Origin of the sequence: Azospira sp. (assembly GCF_030247495.1) — a bacterium.
Taxonomy (GTDB): domain Bacteria; phylum Pseudomonadota; class Gammaproteobacteria; order Burkholderiales; family Rhodocyclaceae; genus Azospira; species Azospira oryzae.
This window is the reverse complement of the sequence record NZ_JAOTRW010000007.1, coordinates 65,262-80,376: the sequence shown is the minus strand read 5'-3', so window position 1 is coordinate 80,376 and position 15,115 is coordinate 65,262. Positions and strand designations below refer to the sequence as shown.

The 15,115-nt window shown below is 66.3% G+C and carries 14 protein-coding genes; 12 read left to right on the top strand and 2 right to left on the bottom strand.

All coding sequences use genetic code 11. From position 1 onward, the window contains the following. Window positions 1-19: 19 nt before the first annotated feature. The 6 genes from OEL49_RS11655 to def are packed head-to-tail and all read left to right on the top strand — an operon-like array spanning window position 20 to window position 6,610. Window positions 20-1,453: a cell division protein ZipA C-terminal FtsZ-binding domain-containing protein gene (locus OEL49_RS11655; RefSeq protein WP_014237733.1), complete on the top strand. Its 1,434-nt coding sequence runs from the start codon at window positions 20-22 to the stop codon at window positions 1,451-1,453. Further along, entirely contained in the window at window positions 1,453-3,843 is a 2,391-nt protein-coding gene (gene ligA / locus OEL49_RS11650) for an NAD-dependent DNA ligase LigA (RefSeq protein WP_014237732.1), read from the top strand. Before OEL49_RS11655 ends, ligA begins: the two co-directional genes overlap by 1 nt. After that, a complete protein-coding gene (galU, locus tag OEL49_RS11645; RefSeq protein ID WP_014237731.1) occupies window positions 3,827-4,693 on the top strand; it encodes a UTP--glucose-1-phosphate uridylyltransferase GalU in 867 nt (288 codons plus the stop codon). The genes ligA and galU overlap by 17 nt, the downstream gene beginning before the upstream one ends. A 13-nt stretch (window positions 4,694-4,706) precedes the next feature. Continuing rightward, window positions 4,707-5,255: a hypoxanthine-guanine phosphoribosyltransferase gene (locus OEL49_RS11640; protein WP_014237730.1), complete on the top strand. Its 549-nt coding sequence runs from the start codon at window positions 4,707-4,709 to the stop codon at window positions 5,253-5,255. A 51-nt stretch (window positions 5,256-5,306) separates the two neighbouring features. After that, window positions 5,307-6,059, top strand: a complete 753-nt coding sequence (locus OEL49_RS11635) for an S-methyl-5'-thioinosine phosphorylase (protein ID WP_014237729.1) — start codon at window positions 5,307-5,309, stop codon at window positions 6,057-6,059. 2 nt (window positions 6,060-6,061) lie between these two features. Continuing rightward, entirely contained in the window at window positions 6,062-6,610 is a 549-nt protein-coding gene (gene def, locus OEL49_RS11630; protein WP_014237728.1) for a peptide deformylase, read from the top strand. 57 nt (window positions 6,611-6,667) lie between these two features. Here def and OEL49_RS11625 read toward each other — a convergent pair whose 3' ends face one another. Both OEL49_RS11625 and map read right to left on the bottom strand, forming a co-directional pair. Then, window positions 6,668-9,259, bottom strand: a complete 2,592-nt coding sequence (locus OEL49_RS11625; protein WP_014237727.1) for a [protein-PII] uridylyltransferase — start codon at window positions 9,257-9,259, stop codon at window positions 6,668-6,670. Window positions 9,260-9,264: 5 nt separating this feature from the next. Next, window positions 9,265-10,062 (bottom strand): type I methionyl aminopeptidase, encoded by a 798-nt coding sequence (gene map, locus OEL49_RS11620; protein ID WP_014237726.1) that lies wholly within the window; start codon window positions 10,060-10,062, stop codon window positions 9,265-9,267. Window positions 10,063-10,388: 326 nt separating this feature from the next. Here map and rpsB point away from each other — a divergent pair, with 326 nt between their 5' ends. From rpsB to OEL49_RS11590, 6 genes are all read left to right on the top strand, one after another. After that, entirely contained in the window at window positions 10,389-11,138 is a 750-nt protein-coding gene (gene rpsB, locus OEL49_RS11615; protein WP_014237725.1) for a 30S ribosomal protein S2, read from the top strand. Between the two features lie 104 nt (window positions 11,139-11,242). After that, window positions 11,243-12,139, top strand: a complete 897-nt coding sequence (tsf, locus tag OEL49_RS11610; RefSeq protein ID WP_014237724.1) for a translation elongation factor Ts — start codon at window positions 11,243-11,245, stop codon at window positions 12,137-12,139. A gap of 21 nt (window positions 12,140-12,160) precedes the next feature. Further along, window positions 12,161-12,889 (top strand): UMP kinase, encoded by a 729-nt coding sequence (pyrH, locus tag OEL49_RS11605; RefSeq protein ID WP_130458553.1) that lies wholly within the window; start codon window positions 12,161-12,163, stop codon window positions 12,887-12,889. 12 nt (window positions 12,890-12,901) lie between these two features. Beyond that, window positions 12,902-13,459, top strand: a complete 558-nt coding sequence (gene frr, locus OEL49_RS11600; protein WP_014237722.1) for a ribosome recycling factor — start codon at window positions 12,902-12,904, stop codon at window positions 13,457-13,459. Between the two features lie 33 nt (window positions 13,460-13,492). Beyond that, window positions 13,493-14,266, top strand: coding sequence for a polyprenyl diphosphate synthase (uppS, locus tag OEL49_RS11595; RefSeq protein WP_014237721.1), 774 nt, complete (start codon window positions 13,493-13,495; stop codon window positions 14,264-14,266). After that, window positions 14,259-15,092 (top strand): phosphatidate cytidylyltransferase, encoded by an 834-nt coding sequence (locus OEL49_RS11590; RefSeq protein ID WP_014237720.1) that lies wholly within the window; start codon window positions 14,259-14,261, stop codon window positions 15,090-15,092. Before uppS ends, OEL49_RS11590 begins: the two co-directional genes overlap by 8 nt. The last annotated feature ends 23 nt before the right edge of the window (window positions 15,093-15,115 follow it).

The following is a 15,115-nucleotide window of genomic DNA, read 5'->3' as shown; positions in this document are numbered from 1 at the left end:
CGATGGAAAAGGAAAAGCCATGACCGAATTGCATATTGGCCTGTTGGCTTTCGGCGGCGTCGCCGTGGTTGGCGTGCTGGCCTACAACAAGTGGCAGGAGCGCAAGCACCGCCAGGTGGCCGAGCAGATGCTGCGTCCCAGCGACGAGGACGTGCTGCTCGACGGCGAGGAGGATGCCGTGGAGGAAGAGGGCGAGGAGGAATACGCCGTCCTCATCCAGCGCGACGAAAACGGCGAGATCATCCGCGCGCCCCAGCTGGCCCAGCGCAAGGAGCCGGTGTTCGAGGCAGAGGCGGAGCCGGCCCCGGCCGCGCGCCAGGAACCGGTGTTCAACTTCGACGACGAACCGGCCCCGGCGGCCGAACCCGTCTATGCCGCCGAAGCACCCCGGACCGCCGCCAAGGCCACGCCCCAATCCGCCCTGGACTTCGATGCCGAGCCTGCCCTGGCGGTGAAGCCCGCTGCGCCTGCCTTCGCCGCGACACAGGCCCAGGGTGCCCTGTCCATCGACCCGATCGCCATGCCCCTGCGGGAAGCCGCGCCGGCCGTGGCTGCGCGGGCACCCGCCAGCGAGATGCCAGCCCCGGGCGAAGCCGAGGCCCCCCGCACCCTGATGGCGCCGGCCCTGCCCACCTTCCTGCTCTCTCCGGCCGCCGACTACATCGTGGCCCTGGAAACCGTGGATTTCATTCCCGCCGGCCAGTTCATGCAGTCCCAGCGGGAAGCCCTGCTGCGCATCGGCAAGCGGGTCACCTGGGTCGGCCTCAACGAAGGCAGCGGCGAGTGGGAAGTGATGGACGAGAACAGTCCCCAGGAGTACCGCCGCCTGCGCATCGGCGTGCAGCTGGCGGACCGCCGCGGCGCCATTTCCGACGCCGAGCTGTCCATCTTCCACACCGCCATGCGCCAGCTGGCCGAGGAATTCATGGCCGTGGCCGACCTGCCGACCCGCAAGTCGGCCCTGGAAGACGCCTACGAACTGGACCGCTTCTGCGCCGACGTGGATATCCAGATCGGCATCAACGTGGTGGCCGTGGGCCAGCTCTTCCCCGGCACCAAGATCCGCGCCCTGGCCGAAGCCGCCGGCATGGTGCTGGAAGCCGACGGTGCCTTCGTCCGCCGTGACGACGACGGCCGGGTGCTGTACACCCTCAGCCACCAGAGCCAGCAGCCCTTCACCGCCGAGGCCATGAAGACCCTCTCCTGCCACGGCCTGACCTTCCTCCTGGATGTGCCCCGGGTGCCCAACGGCGACCGGGTCTTCAACCAGATGGGCGACCTGGCCCGCCGCTTCGCCGATTCCCTGCACGGGGTGGTGGTGGACGACAACCGTCAGCCCCTGACCGAGGCCCTGCTGGAGCCCATCCGCAAGCAGGTGGCCCAGTACCAGGGCGCCATGGCCCAGCGCGGCCTGGTGGCCGGCGGTTCCCTCTCCCTGCGCCTGTTCGCCTGATGCCGGTGGGGGAAGTCGCCCGGGCCCGGGCCGCGGCCCTGCGGGCCGAGCTGGAAAGCCACAACCACGCCTACTACGTGCTCGATGCGCCGACGGTCCCGGACGCGGAATACGACCGTCTGTTCCGGGAACTGCAGGCCCTCGAAGCCGAGTATCCGGAGCTGCTCAGCGCCGATTCGCCGACCCAGCGGGTGGGCGGCAAGCCCCTGGACAGTTTTCCCAGCGTCAGCCATGCGGTGCCCATGCTCTCCATCCAGACCGAGACGGATACGGAGCCCAGCGGCGCCTTCAATTTCGACGCCCGGGTGCGCAAGGAGCTGGAGCTGGAGGAGGGCGCGGCGCCGGTGGAATACGCCGCCGAGCTGAAGTTCGACGGCCTGGCGGTGAGCCTGCGCTACGAGCACGGCGTGCTCGTCCAGGGGGCCACCCGGGGCGACGGCGCCAGCGGCGAGGACGTCACCCAGAACCTGCGCACCGTGCGTTCCATCCCCCTGCGCCTGCAGGGCCCGGCGGCAAGCCTGCCGCCCCTGCTGGAAGTGCGGGGCGAGGTGTACATGCGCCGGGACGACCTGGCCCGCTACAACGAAAAGGCCCTGGCCCGGGGCGACAAGACCCTGGTCAATCCGCGCAACGGCGCGGCCGGCAGCATCCGCCAGCTGGACCCGGCCATCGCCGCCAGCCGCCCCCTCAATTTCTTCGCCTACGGCATCGGCGCCGTCTCCGGATGGACGCTGCCCGCCACCCATGCCGGCCTGCTCGACGCCCTGGCCGCCTTCGGCCTGCCCGTGTGCCAGCACCGGGACGTGGTGCGGGGCGCCGCCGGCCTGGCCGATTTCCACCGGCGCATGGGCGCCCTGCGGGACAGCCTGCCCTTCGACATCGACGGCGTGGTGTACAAGGTCAATTCCCTGGAACTGCAGGCCCGCCTCGGCTTCCGCTCCCGGGAGCCGCGCTGGGCCGTGGCCCACAAGTATCCGGCCCAGGAGGCCCTGACCGTGGTCGAGGCCATCGACATCCAGGTCGGCCGCACCGGCGCCCTGACTCCCGTGGCCCGGCTGCAGCCGGTCTTCGTCGGCGGCGTCACGGTGACCAACGCCACCCTGCACAACGAGGACGAAATGGCCCGCAAGGGCGGCCTCTGCACCGGCGACACGGTCATCGTGCGCCGGGCCGGCGACGTCATCCCCGAAGTGGTGGGGGTGGTGGCCGAGCGCCGTCCCGCCGGCGCCACGCCCTTCCAGATGCCCCGCAGCTGCCCGGTGTGCGGCTCCCATGTGGTGAAGGAGGAGGGCGAGGCAGTGGCCCGCTGTTCCGGCGGCTTCGCCTGCCGGGCCCAGCGCATCCAGGCCATTCTGCACTTCGCCGGGCGCCGCATGATGGACATCGAGGGCCTGGGGGAGCGCTATGTGGAGCGGCTGGTGGAGTTCGACCTGATCCACGGCGTTGCCGACCTCTACCGCCTGACCCTGGCCGACCTGCTGGAAATGAAGCGCCTCGCCGACGAGCGGGATGGCGTCACGCCGGAGACGGTGAAGCAGGGCCAGATCGCCACCCGCTGGGCGGAGAACCTGCTGGCCGGCATCGCCGCCAGCAAGACGCCGCCCCTGGCGCGGCTGCTGTTCGCCCTGGGCATTCGCCACGTCGGCGAATCCACGGCCAAGACCCTGGCCGACTGGCTGGGCTCCCTGGCCGTGGTGCGCCGGGCTCCGGCGCCCCTCCTGGCGGCCCTGCCGGATATCGGCGCCACCGTGGCCACGGCCATTGCCGACTTCTTCGCCGAACCCCACAATGCCGCCGCCGTGGATGCCCTGCTGGCGGCCGGTGTGGCGCCGGCCGACGAACATGCCCCCAGCCCCGAGCTGGGTGGCCGCCTGGGCTGGACCGAACTCTACGCAGCCCTCGGCATTCCCCGCCTGACGCCGGTGCGGGCGCGCCAGCTGGCCGATCTGGTGCCTGAAGGCGAGGGACTGGCGGCCCTGGCACCCGGCTGCCTGGAACTGGCGGCCCTGCCCGCCGAGGTGGCGACCGCGGTGCTGGCCTGGCTGGAGGAGGAGGGCAACCGCGCCCGCCTGACGGCCCTGGCGGCCCTGCGGCGGGAACTGCTGGCGGCCCTGCCGGCCCAGGCCCTGGGGCCCCGGCCCCTGGCGGGCTTGACCTTCGTCCTCACCGGCACCCTGCCGACCCTGAAGCGGGACGAGGCCAAGGCCCGCATCGAGGCCCAGGGCGGCAAGGTCAGCGGCTCGGTGTCGAAGAAGACCGATTATGTGGTGGCCGGCGAGGAAGCCGGCTCCAAGCTGGAAAATGCCTTGAAACTGGGGGTGCCCGTGCTCGACGAGACGGCCCTCCTGAATCTGCTGAATGAGGAAAAATCCAATGAAAAAAGTGCGTAAGGCCGTCTTTCCCGTGGCCGGTCTGGGAACCCGCTTCCTGCCGGCGACCAAGGCCAGTCCCAAGGAAATGCTGCCCATCGTGGACAAGCCCCTGATCCAGTACGCGGTGGAAGAGGCCTGTGCGGCCGGCATCACCGACATGATTTTCGTCACCGGCCGCAGCAAGCGGGCCATCGAGGACCATTTCGACAAGGCCTACGAACTGGAGAAGGAACTGGCCGAGCGGGGCAAGACCGAAATGCTCAAGTTCGTGCAGGATATGCTGCCCAAGTCCATGAACTGCATCTATATCCGCCAGCCCGAGGCCCTGGGCCTGGGCCACGCCGTGCTGTGCGCGGCGCCGGTGGTGCAGGACGAGCCCTTCGCCGTGATCCTGGCCGACGACCTGCTGGATGGCGAGACGCCGGTGATGAAGCAGATGGTGGACACCTACGACTACTACCATTGCTCCGTGCTGGGCGTGCAGGACGTGCCCCGGGCCGACACCAAGAGCTATGGCATCGTGGACGCCAAGCCGGTGGCCGAGCGCCTGGAGCAGATCGCCGCCATCGTCGAGAAGCCCAAGCCCGAGGAGGCCCCTTCCACCCTGGCGGTGGTCGGGCGCTACATCCTGACGCCGCGCATCTTCCACCACCTGGAGCGCATCGGCAAAGGCTCCGGCGGCGAAATCCAGCTCACCGACGGCATCGCTTCCCTGCTCTCGGAAGAGCAGGTGCTGGCCTACCGCTACGCCGGCACCCGCTACGATTGCGGCTCCAAGCTGGGCTATTTGCAGGCCACGGTGGACCTGGGCCGGCGCCATCCCGAAGTGGGGGCCGCCTTCGGCGCCTATCTCGATTCCCTGAAATAAGAAGGAGCAGCCCATGGCTACCCGCGAAGAAGCCCTGGCCCTGCTGGCCCGGGGAGAACTGGTCCATTCCGCCGAAACCGTGTCCGCCGCCGTGGACCGGGTGGCGGCGGAAATCACCGCCCGCCTGGGGGAGAGCAATCCCCTGATCCTCTGCGTCATGACCGGCGGCGTGGTCTTTGCCGGCCAGTTGATGGCCCGCCTGCCCTTCCCGGCGGACTTCGACTACCTGCATGCCACCCGCTACGGTCAGGATACGGCCGGCGGCGCCCTGTCCTGGCGCGCCGCGCCCTGGACCAGCGTCAAGGACCGCACCGTGCTGGTGGTGGACGACATCCTGGACGAAGGCGTGACCCTGGCGGCCATCAAGGACCGCCTGCTGCACCAGGGGGCCAAGGCCGTCTATCTGGCGGTGGCGACGGACAAGGAAAACGGCAAGAATAAGCCCGTGACTGCCGATTTCGCGGCCCTCAAGGTGCCCGACCGCTTCGTCTTCGGCTACGGCATGGATGCCTACGGCGCCTGGCGCAACCTGCCGGCCATCTACGCCCTCAAGGACGAGTAATCCCGGCGGCGGCTTTCGCCGCCACCGGCCAATCTTCGGAGTTTTCCCGCAATGCTTGCAATCATCGGCGGCAGTGGCCTGACCCAGCTGGCCAACCTGGACATTTCCCACCGGGAAATCGTCCGCACCCCCTACGGCGAGCCCTCCGGGCCTGTCACCTTCGGCAACATCTGCGGCCAGCCCGCCATGTTCGTCGCCCGCCACGGCTACGGCCACACCATTCCGCCCCACGAGGTGAATTACCGCGCCAACCTGTGGGCCCTGTGGTCGAAGAAGGCCACAGCCATCGTCTCCGTGGCTTCCGTCGGCGGCATCCGCGGCGACCTGGCCCCCGGCGACATCGTCGTGCCGCACCAGATCATCGACTACACCTGGGGCCGCCGCTCCACCTTCCATGAAGGCGACGGCTGCACCGTGACCCACGTGGATTTCACCCATCCCTACGACGAGCTGTTGCGCAACCAGATACTCACCGCCGCCTCCATGATCGGCGAGGAGGTGCGCATGGGTGGCGTCTATGCCGCCACCCAGGGGCCGCGCCTGGAGACGGCCGCCGAAATCAACCGCATGGAGCGGGACGGCGCCGACCTGGTGGGCATGACCGGCATGCCCGAAGCGGTGCTGGCCCGGGAGCTGGATCTGCCCTATGCCGCCATCAACGTGGTGGCCAACTACGCCGCCGGCCGCGGCGAGAGCCGGGACGGCATCCACTTCGAGTCCATCGAGGACGTGCTGCAGAACGCCATGGGGCGGGTGCGGGGCATCATCGAGCAGCTGGTCGCCAACCACGGCGCCCGGGACTGACCATGGCCGCCGGCGTCGCCCGTCCCGTCCTGCGCATGGGCCATCCGGTGCTGCGGCAGCGGGCCCGGGAAATCACCGAGTTCGGCACTCCGGCCCTGGCCGCCCTGATTGCGGACATGGAAGCGACCATGGTGGCGGAGGGCGGCGTCGGCCTGGCGGCGCCCCAGATCGGCGTGGACCTGCGCCTGGTGGTGTTCGGCTTCGACAGCAGCGAGCGCTATCCGGAGGCCCCGGCCATTCCCTTCACAGTGCTGCTCAATCCGCAGCTGGAGCCCCTCGACAGCGAGGAGGAAGAGGGCTGGGAAGGCTGTCTCTCCCTGCCCGGCATGCGCGGCTGGGTGCCCCGCTGGAAGCGCCTGCGCTATAGCGGCTTCACCCCCGAGGGAGAGCCCCTGGAGCGGGTGGTGGAAGGTTTCCACGCCCGGGTGGTGCAGCACGAGTGCGACCATCTGGACGGCCTGCTCTATCCGGCTCGCATCCGGGACTTTTCCCGCTTCGGCTTCATCGAGGAGTTGTTTCCCGAGGGCCCCGGCACGGGGGCGGAGGATTAAAAAAGGAGGCCGCGGCCTCCTTTTTTTCATGGCGCAGTCCGCCGCCTGGAGTCTGCCCTAGACCTGCAGCATTTCCAGCAATTCCGTTTCCAGACGGATGCGCTTGCTGCTCTGGTCCAGGTCGCCGCCGGAAACGAGGAAGGTGTCCTCGGCCCGTTCGCCCAGGGTGGCGATTTTCGCCGTCTGCAGCCCGGCGCCGTGTCGGGCCAGGGTCTGGGCAACGGAGAAGAGCAGGCCGGGACGGTCGGCGGCGACGATGGAGAGGACGCAGTGGCCCCGGTCGTCGGGCAGCAGGCTGACCTGGGGCGCGATGGGGAAGTGCCGCACCTGGCGGGACAGGCGGCCGGTGGGCGGTGCCTCCGGCGGCCCCGGGTGGAGCAGGGCCTCGGTCAGTTCGTGTTCCACATAGCTGGCCATTTCCCGCGGAATCTCCCGGTTGGAGACGTCAAGCAGGATGAAGCTGTCCAGGGCGTAGCCGTGGCGGGTGGTGTGGATCTTGGCGTCGACGATGTTGAAGCCGGCGCGGCCGAAGAAGCCGCAGAGGCGGGCGAAGAGGTCCGGCTGATCCCGGGTGTAGACCATCACCTGCAGGGTCTCGGTGGCCTCGCTGCAGTCCTGGATCTGGCGCAGGCGGGCCTTCACCAGGGGCTCGTCGTGGTGGATGCGGTAGTGCAGGCAGCGGGTATGCCAGGCGATTTCCTCGGCCGAGTGGCGCAGGAAATAGACCGTGTCCAGCTGCTTCCACAGGCCCTGGTGCACCGTGTCGGAGAGGGCGAAGTAGCGCAGCAGGCGCAGGGCCTCCTCCTGGCGCTCCTCGATGACGCCGTGGGGTTCGGGCGTGACACCCTTTTCCAGCAGGCGCAGGGTCATGCCGTAGAGGTCCTCCAGCAGCTTGCCCTTCCAGGCGTTCCACACCTTGGGGCTGGTGCCCCGGATGTCGGCCACGGTGAGCAGGTAGAGGGCGGTGAGATGGCGTTCGTCCCTGACCCGGGCGGCAAAGGCGGCCACCACTTCGGGATCGGTGATGTCCTCCTTCTGGGCCACCTGGGACATGACCAGGTGCTGGCCCACCAGCCATTCCACCAGCTCCGTGTCTTCCGGCGCCAGGCCGTGGTTTTCACAGAAGGCGCGGGCGTCGGCCATGCCCAGGCTGGAGTGGTCGCCGCCCCGGCCCTTGGCGATGTCGTGGAACAGGGTGGCGATGTAGAGCAGCCAGGGGCGGTCGAAGCCGGCCACCAGGCGGGAGCAGAGGGGGTATTCGTGGGCGAATTCCTCCATGGTGAAGCGGCGCATGTTGCGCATCACCTGGAGGATGTGCTGGTCCACCGTGTAGGCATGGAACAGGTCGTGCTGCATCTGGCCCACCACGGCGCCGAAGGCCGGGATGTAGCGGCCCAGGATGCCGTACTGGTTCATGCGGCGGAATTCGTGGACGATGCCCTGCTTCTGCTGGAAGAGCTTGAGGAAGCAGGCCCGGTTGGCCGGATCGGCGCGGAATTCGTCGTTGATGAGCAGGCGGGCCCGCCACAGGGCGCGCAGGGTGCGGGCGGTCATGCCCTTCAGGTCCGGGTTCTGCTGCAGCAGGAGAAAGGCTTCCAGCAGGGCGCCGGGACGGTGCTGGAAGACTTCTTCGTCGCTGACGTCGAGCAGGCCATTGGCCTTCTGGAAATCGGCGTCGATGGCTTCGGGGGCCCGTTCCTGGGCCGGGAAGATGGCGGCCCCGATGTTCTGCATGAGGATGATGTTGAGCTGGGTCACCAGCTTGGCGTTGCGGTAGTAACGCTGCATCAGCTGTTCGCTGGAGCGGCGGGTGGGCGTGGCTTCGATGCCCATGTCCGCCGCCATGGGCGTCTGCACGTCGAACAGCAGCCGGTCCTCGCGCCGGCCGGTGAGCAGGTGCAGCCTGACCCGCAGGGTCTCCAGCAGGCCCTGGGCCTCGATCAGGGCCTGGGTTTCCTCGGCGGTGATGAAACCGCCCCGTTCCAGGTCCTGCCAGGTTCGGCCCAGGCCGGCCGCCTGGGCCACCCACAGCACCACCTGGAGGTCCCGCAGGCCGCCCGGGCTTTCCTTGAGGTTGGGCTCCAGGGCGTAGGGGGTTTCATGGAAACGGATGTAGCGCTCATCCTGCTCCAGTTTCTTGGCCTTGAAGAAGGTCTGGGGGTCCAGGGTGGCCGCCAGTCCCTGCTGGAAGCGGCTGAAGAGGGCCTGGTCGCCGCTCAGCAGGCGGGCTTCGATGAGGGCCGTCTGCACCGTGATGTCGCCGGCAGCCTCCTGCAGGCATTCTTCCAGGGTGCGGACACTGTGGCCGATTTCCAGACCGATGTCCCAGAACAGGCCCACCAGCTGTTCCAGCTTGCCCTTCAGGGCCTCGTCGGGCTCCTCCGGCAACAGCAGCAGCAGGTCGATGTCGGAGGCCGGATACAGCTCGCCACGGCCGTAGCCGCCCACGGCCACCAGGGCCAGGGAGGAGGGGAACTGCTGGTCCTGCCAGATTTGCACCAGCAGTTTGTCGATGTTGCTGCAGCGTTGCCGCAGCAGGGCAGCGGCATCGCCCTGGGACTGGTAGTCCGACTTCAGCGCCTGCTGCCCTTCCTGCAGCATGGCTTTGTAATGGGCCAGGGGATGGGGAGCGGGGGCGCTGCTGGGCATGGGCTTCAGATCCAGTCGGGTTTGGGGCGGCTGCCGGCGGAGACGGTCAGGGCTTCGTAGCCGGTTTCGGTGACCAGGATGGTGTGTTCCCACTGGGCGGAAAGGCTGCGGTCCTTGGTGACGATGGTCCAGCCGTCGCCCATTTCCTTGATGGCGGCCTTGCCGGCGTTGATCATGGGTTCCACGGTGAAGATCATGCCGGGTTTCAGTTCGATGCCGGTGCCGGCCTTGCCGTAGTGCAGGACCTGGGGGTCTTCGTGGAACTTGCGGCCGATGCCGTGGCCGCAGAATTCCCGGACCACGGAAAAACCGGCATTTTCCGCATATTTCTGGATGGCGGCGCCGATGTCGCCCAGGTGGGCGCCGGGCTTGATCTGGTTGATGCCGATCCACATGCAGTCGTGGGTGATCTCGCACAGGCGCTTGGCCAGGATGGAGCCTTCGCCGACCACGAACATGCGGCTGGTGTCGCCGTGGAAGCCGTCCTTGATGACGGTGATGTCCAGGTTGACGATGTCGCCGTTCTTCAGCGGCTTTTCCCCCGGGATGCCATGGCACACCTGGTGGTTGATGGAGGTGCAGATGGACTTGGGGTAGGGCGTGTAACCCGGCGGGGCGTAGTTGAGGGGGGCGGGGATGCAGCCCTGCACATTGACCATGTAGTCGTGGCAGATGCGGTCCAGTTCGCCGGTGGTGACGCCGGGCTTCACATAGGGGGTGACGTGGTCGAGCACTTCCGCCGCCAGGCGGCAGGCGATACGCATTTTTTCGATTTCGTCGGCGGTTTTGATGATGACGCTCATTGCGGCTCTTTGTCTGATGCGGGTTGAAGGGCGAAGGATATAGAAGGCGCCCCCCTTAGGCAATTTTGGTGGCCGGTGGTTCGCCTTGAGTAAAAAGCGATGAAATGCTAAAATCCTGCGGCTTTTCGGCTTCGGTCCATCGAAACCGGGAAGACGGGGCTGGCAAAACTGTTTTGCCAGGCCTGCATGTCATGGAACCGGGTGGTCCGGTTCCGGGCAAATCACTCACATCCGCCTCTATCTAGGGTGCCCGCTTTGCGGGTGGCAGTAGTGGCTTTTTAAGCTGTAATGCGGCGGATGGCGGTTCAACCCTTGAGGAGTTTTATATGTCCGCAACTATGCGTCAGATGCTGGAAGCCGGTGTTCACTTCGGCCACCAAACCCGTTTCTGGAACCCGAAGATGGCTCAGTACATCTTCGGTGCCCGCAACAAGATTCACATCGTCAACCTGGAAAAGACCCTGGCCAAGTACAACGAAGCCATGGCCTTTGTGAAGAAGCTGGCCGCCAACAAGGGCACCATCATGTTCGTCGGCACCAAGCGCCAGGCTCGCGAGATCATCGCCGAAGAAGCCCAGCGCGCCGGCACCCCCTATGTTGACCAGCGCTGGCTGGGCGGCATGCTGACCAACTTCAAGACCGTCAAGCAGTCCATCAAGCGTCTGCAGGACATGGAACAGTCCGTCGAGGACGGCTCCATCGAGCGTCTGGGCAAGAAGGAAGCCCTGATGCAGAAGCGCGAACTGGAAAAGCTGCAGAAGTCCATCGGCGGCATCAAGAACATGGCCGGCCTGCCCGACGCCCTGTTCGTGGTGGACGTGGGCTACCACAAGATCGCCATCACCGAAGCCAACAAGCTGGGCATCCCCGTGATCGCCGTGGTTGATACCAACCACTCCCCCGAAGGCGTGGATTACGTGATCCCCGGCAACGACGACTCCTCCCGCGCCATCCGCCTGTACGCCCGTGGCGTGGCCGATGCCATCCTGGAAGGCCGCAGCATGTCCCTGCAGGAAATCGTGGCTGCCACCGGCGGCGACGACGAGTTCGTTGAAGTGGAAGAAGCTGCCGAGTAATCGGTCCCTTCCGACGCCGCTTCCGAGCGGCGTTTCTGATTCGTTTATGTCAATCCGGAAGGGCGCCTGCGTGGCGCCCTTCCAGTAGCAACCGGAGAAAAAATATGGCGGCAATTACCGCAAGCATGGTGGCTGAACTGCGCGCAAAGACCGATGCGCCGATGATGGAATGCAAGAAGGCCCTGACCGAAGCCGACGGCGACATGGGCAAGGCCGAGGAAATCCTGCGCGTCAAGCTGGGCAACAAGGCTACCAAGGCCGCTGCCCGCGTGACCGCCGAAGGCGTGGTCGGCATCTACATTTCCGCTGACGCCAAGCTGGGCGCCATCGTTGAAGTGAACTGCGAAACCGACTTCGTGGCCAAGAACGACGACTTCCTGGAGCTGGTGAAGAACGCCGCCGAACTGGTGGCCACCAAGAACCCGGCCGACGTGGAAGCCCTCTCCGCCCTGGAAGTGGGTGGTCAGAGCCTGGAATCCATCCGTGCCGCCCTGGTCGGCAAGATCGGTGAAAACATGTCCTTCCGCCGCTTCGTGCGCGTGGAAGCCCAGGGCAAGCTGGCCTCCTACATCCACGGCGGCGCCAAGATCGGCGTGCTGCTGGACCTGGTGGGCGGCGACGAACAGCTGGCCAAGGACATCGCCATGCACATCGCCGCTTCCAAGCCCAAGGCTCTGGATGCTTCCGGCGTTTCCCAGGAACTGATCGACACCGAGCGTCGCGTCGCCATCGAAAAGGCCCGTGCCGACAACAAGCCCGAAGCCATGCTGGAAAAGATCGCCGACGGCACCGTGCAGAAGTTCCTGAAGGAAGTGACCCTGCTGGCCCAGGTCTTCGTCAAGGCTGAAGACGGCAAGCAGACCATCGAACAGCTGCTGAAGGCCAAGGGTGCCTCCGTGGCCGCTTTCACCCTGTTCATCGTGGGCGAAGGCATCGAGAAGAAGGTCACCGACTTCGCTGCTGAAGTGGCTGCCCAGGCTGCCGCTGCTGCCCAGAAGTAATCTAGCAATCTAAGGATGCCCATGCCCGATACCACTCCCCAGCCGGCCTACAAGCGTATTCTCCTCAAACTCAGCGGTGAGGCCCTGATGGGCTCCGATGCCTACGGCATAAATCGCCAGACGATCTCCGAGATTGTCGCCGAGATCAAGGAAGTGGCTGAACTGGGGGTGGAAATCGGCGTGGTCATCGGCGGCGGCAACATCTTCCGCGGTGTTGCGCCTGCCGCCACCGGCATGGACCGGGCTACCGCCGACTACATGGGCATGCTGGCCACCGTCATGAACGGTCTGGCCCTGCAGGACGCCATGCGCATGGCCGGCCTCAACAGCCGGGTCCAGTCCGCCCTGGATATCGAGCAGGTGGTGGAGCCCTACATCCGGGGTAAGGCCATCCGCTATCTGGAACAGGGCCGCATCGTCATTTTCGCTGCCGGCACCGGCAACCCCTTCTTCACCACCGATACCGCCGCCGCCCTGCGCGGTGCCGAAATCGGCGCCCAGATCGTGCTCAAGGCGACCAAGGTGGACGGCATCTACACTGCCGATCCGAAGAAGGACCCGTCCGCCACCCGTTACGACAAGATCAGTTTCGACGAAGCCATCGCCCGTAATCTGGCGGTCATGGATGCCACTGCATTCGCGCTGTGCCGCGACCAGAAACTGCCGATCAACGTGTTTTCCATCTTCAAGAGCGGCGCCCTGAAGCGGGTGGTGCTGGGTGAAGCGGAAGGCACGCTGGTCTACTGCTGAGGGGAACAGACCATGATTTCCGAAGTCAAGAAGAACACCGAAGCCAAGATGCAGAAGTCCATCGAGGCCTTGAAGAACGACCTCGCCAAGGTCCGCACCGGCCGTGCCCATACCGGCCTGCTGGATCACGTGCAGGTGGATTACTACGGCAGCATGGTGCCGGTTAACCAGGTGGCCAACATCACCCTGGTGGACGCCCGCACCATCGGCGTGCAGCCCTGGGAAAAGGGCATGGGCGCCAAGATCGAAAAGGCCATCCGCGATTCCGATCTGGGCCTCAATCCGGCCACCCAGGGCGACCTGATCCGCGTGCCGATGCCTCCCCTGACTGAAGAGCGCCGCCGCGACCTGACCAAGGTGGTCAAGGGCGAAGGCGAGAATGCCAAGGTGGCCGTGCGCAACCTGCGCCGGGATGCCAACAACAGCCTGAAGGAGGGCGTCAAGTCCAAGGAGATTTCCGAGGACGACGAGCGTCGTACCCAGGACGACATCCAGAAGCTCACCGACAAATACATTGCCGAAGTGGACAAGCTCGTCGCCCAGAAGGAAGCCGAGCTGATGGCGGTCTGACCGCCATCTTCCCCTTCCGGGAGATTTCACCGGATGTCCATTTTCAAAAGCTCCACCCGGGAGATTCCCCGGGCGGCAGCGGTGCCCCGGCACATTGCCATCATCATGGATGGCAATGGCCGGTGGGCCAAAAAGCGTTTCCTCCCCCGTTTTGCCGGTCACACCAAAGGCGTCGAGTCCGTCCGCGACATGGTGCGGGCTTGCCTGGAAAAAGGGGTGGAATACCTGACCCTGTTCGCCTTCAGTTCCGAGAACTGGCGCCGTCCCCAGGATGAAGTCAGCCTGCTCATGCAGTTGTTCGTCAAGGCGCTGCAGCAGGAGGTGGAACGGCTGCACAGCAACGGTGTACGCCTGCGCATCGTGGGCGACCTGTCCCGTTTCGATCCCGCCTTGCAGCAACTCATCCGCCAGGGCGAGGAACGCACTGCCGGCAACGAGCGCCTGACCCTGACCATTGCCGCCAACTACGGCGGTCGTTGGGACATCCTGCAGGCGGCCAACCGTCTGGCCCAGGCCTGTCCCGACAAGCTCGGACAGTGGCAGGAAGAGGACCTGGCGCCTTTCCTGGCCATGGCCTATGCCCCGGAGCCGGATCTGTTCATCCGCACCGGGGGCGAGCAGCGCATCAGCAATTTCCTGCTCTGGCAGCTGGCCTACTCGGAATTCTATTTCACCGATACCCTCTGGCCCGAATTCGATACGGCCGCCCTGGAGGCCGCCATTGCTTCCTACCAGCAGCGGGAGCGCCGCTTCGGCCGTACCAGCGAGCAGCTCGCCACCGACACCAAGGGGAACTCCCATGCTTAAGGCCCGGGTCATCACCGCCATTTTCCTGCTGATCGGTTTCCTGGCCGCCCTGTTCCTGCTTTCGCCCCTGGGCTGGACCCTGCTGGCCACCGTAGTCGCCATGCTGGCGGCCTGGGAGTGGGGCGGCCTGATGCGTCTGGTCGGCATCCAGCGGATCGCGGTGGCCTTGCTCCTTGGTGTCCCTTGTACCACCTTGATGCTTGCCCAGCCGGAGGCGCTCGGTCTCTCCGGCAGCCTCGACAAGGGCGCCGCCCTGTCCCTGGCCTGGTGGTTCCTGCTGCCGGCCCTGGGTTTTTGGACCCTGCTGGTGCCCTTATGGCTGGTGCGGCGCTTTCCCTTGTCGGGGACAGCGTTCGGCCTGCTGACCGGCGCCGTGGTGCTCTTGCCCACCTGGCTGGCCCTGGTCCTGCTGCGCCACCTGGGTCCTTGGGCTCTGCTCGGCATCATGGCTCTGGTCTGGATCGCCGATATTGCCGCCTACTTCACCGGCCGGGCCTTCGGTCGCCGCAAGCTGGCGCCCCAGATCAGCCCGGGGAAGACCTGGGAGGGAGCCTATGGCGCCGTGGCCGGCGTCCTGATCTACGGTCTGGCGGTCTATTTCCTTGCCGGTTCCGCGCTGGCTTTGCCCTTGCTGCTCCTGATCCCCACCCTGCTGGTGCTGACCGCGGTCAGCATCATCGGCGACCTGTTCGAGTCCCTGCTCAAGCGCCAGGCCGGCATCAAGGACAGCAGCCAGCTGTTGCCCGGCCATGGCGGCATTCTGGATCGCATCGACAGTCTCACTTCGACCCTGCCTTTGGTGACCCTGCTCTGGCTCGTTCTCTGATCCTTCCGTATTTTTTGCCGGAC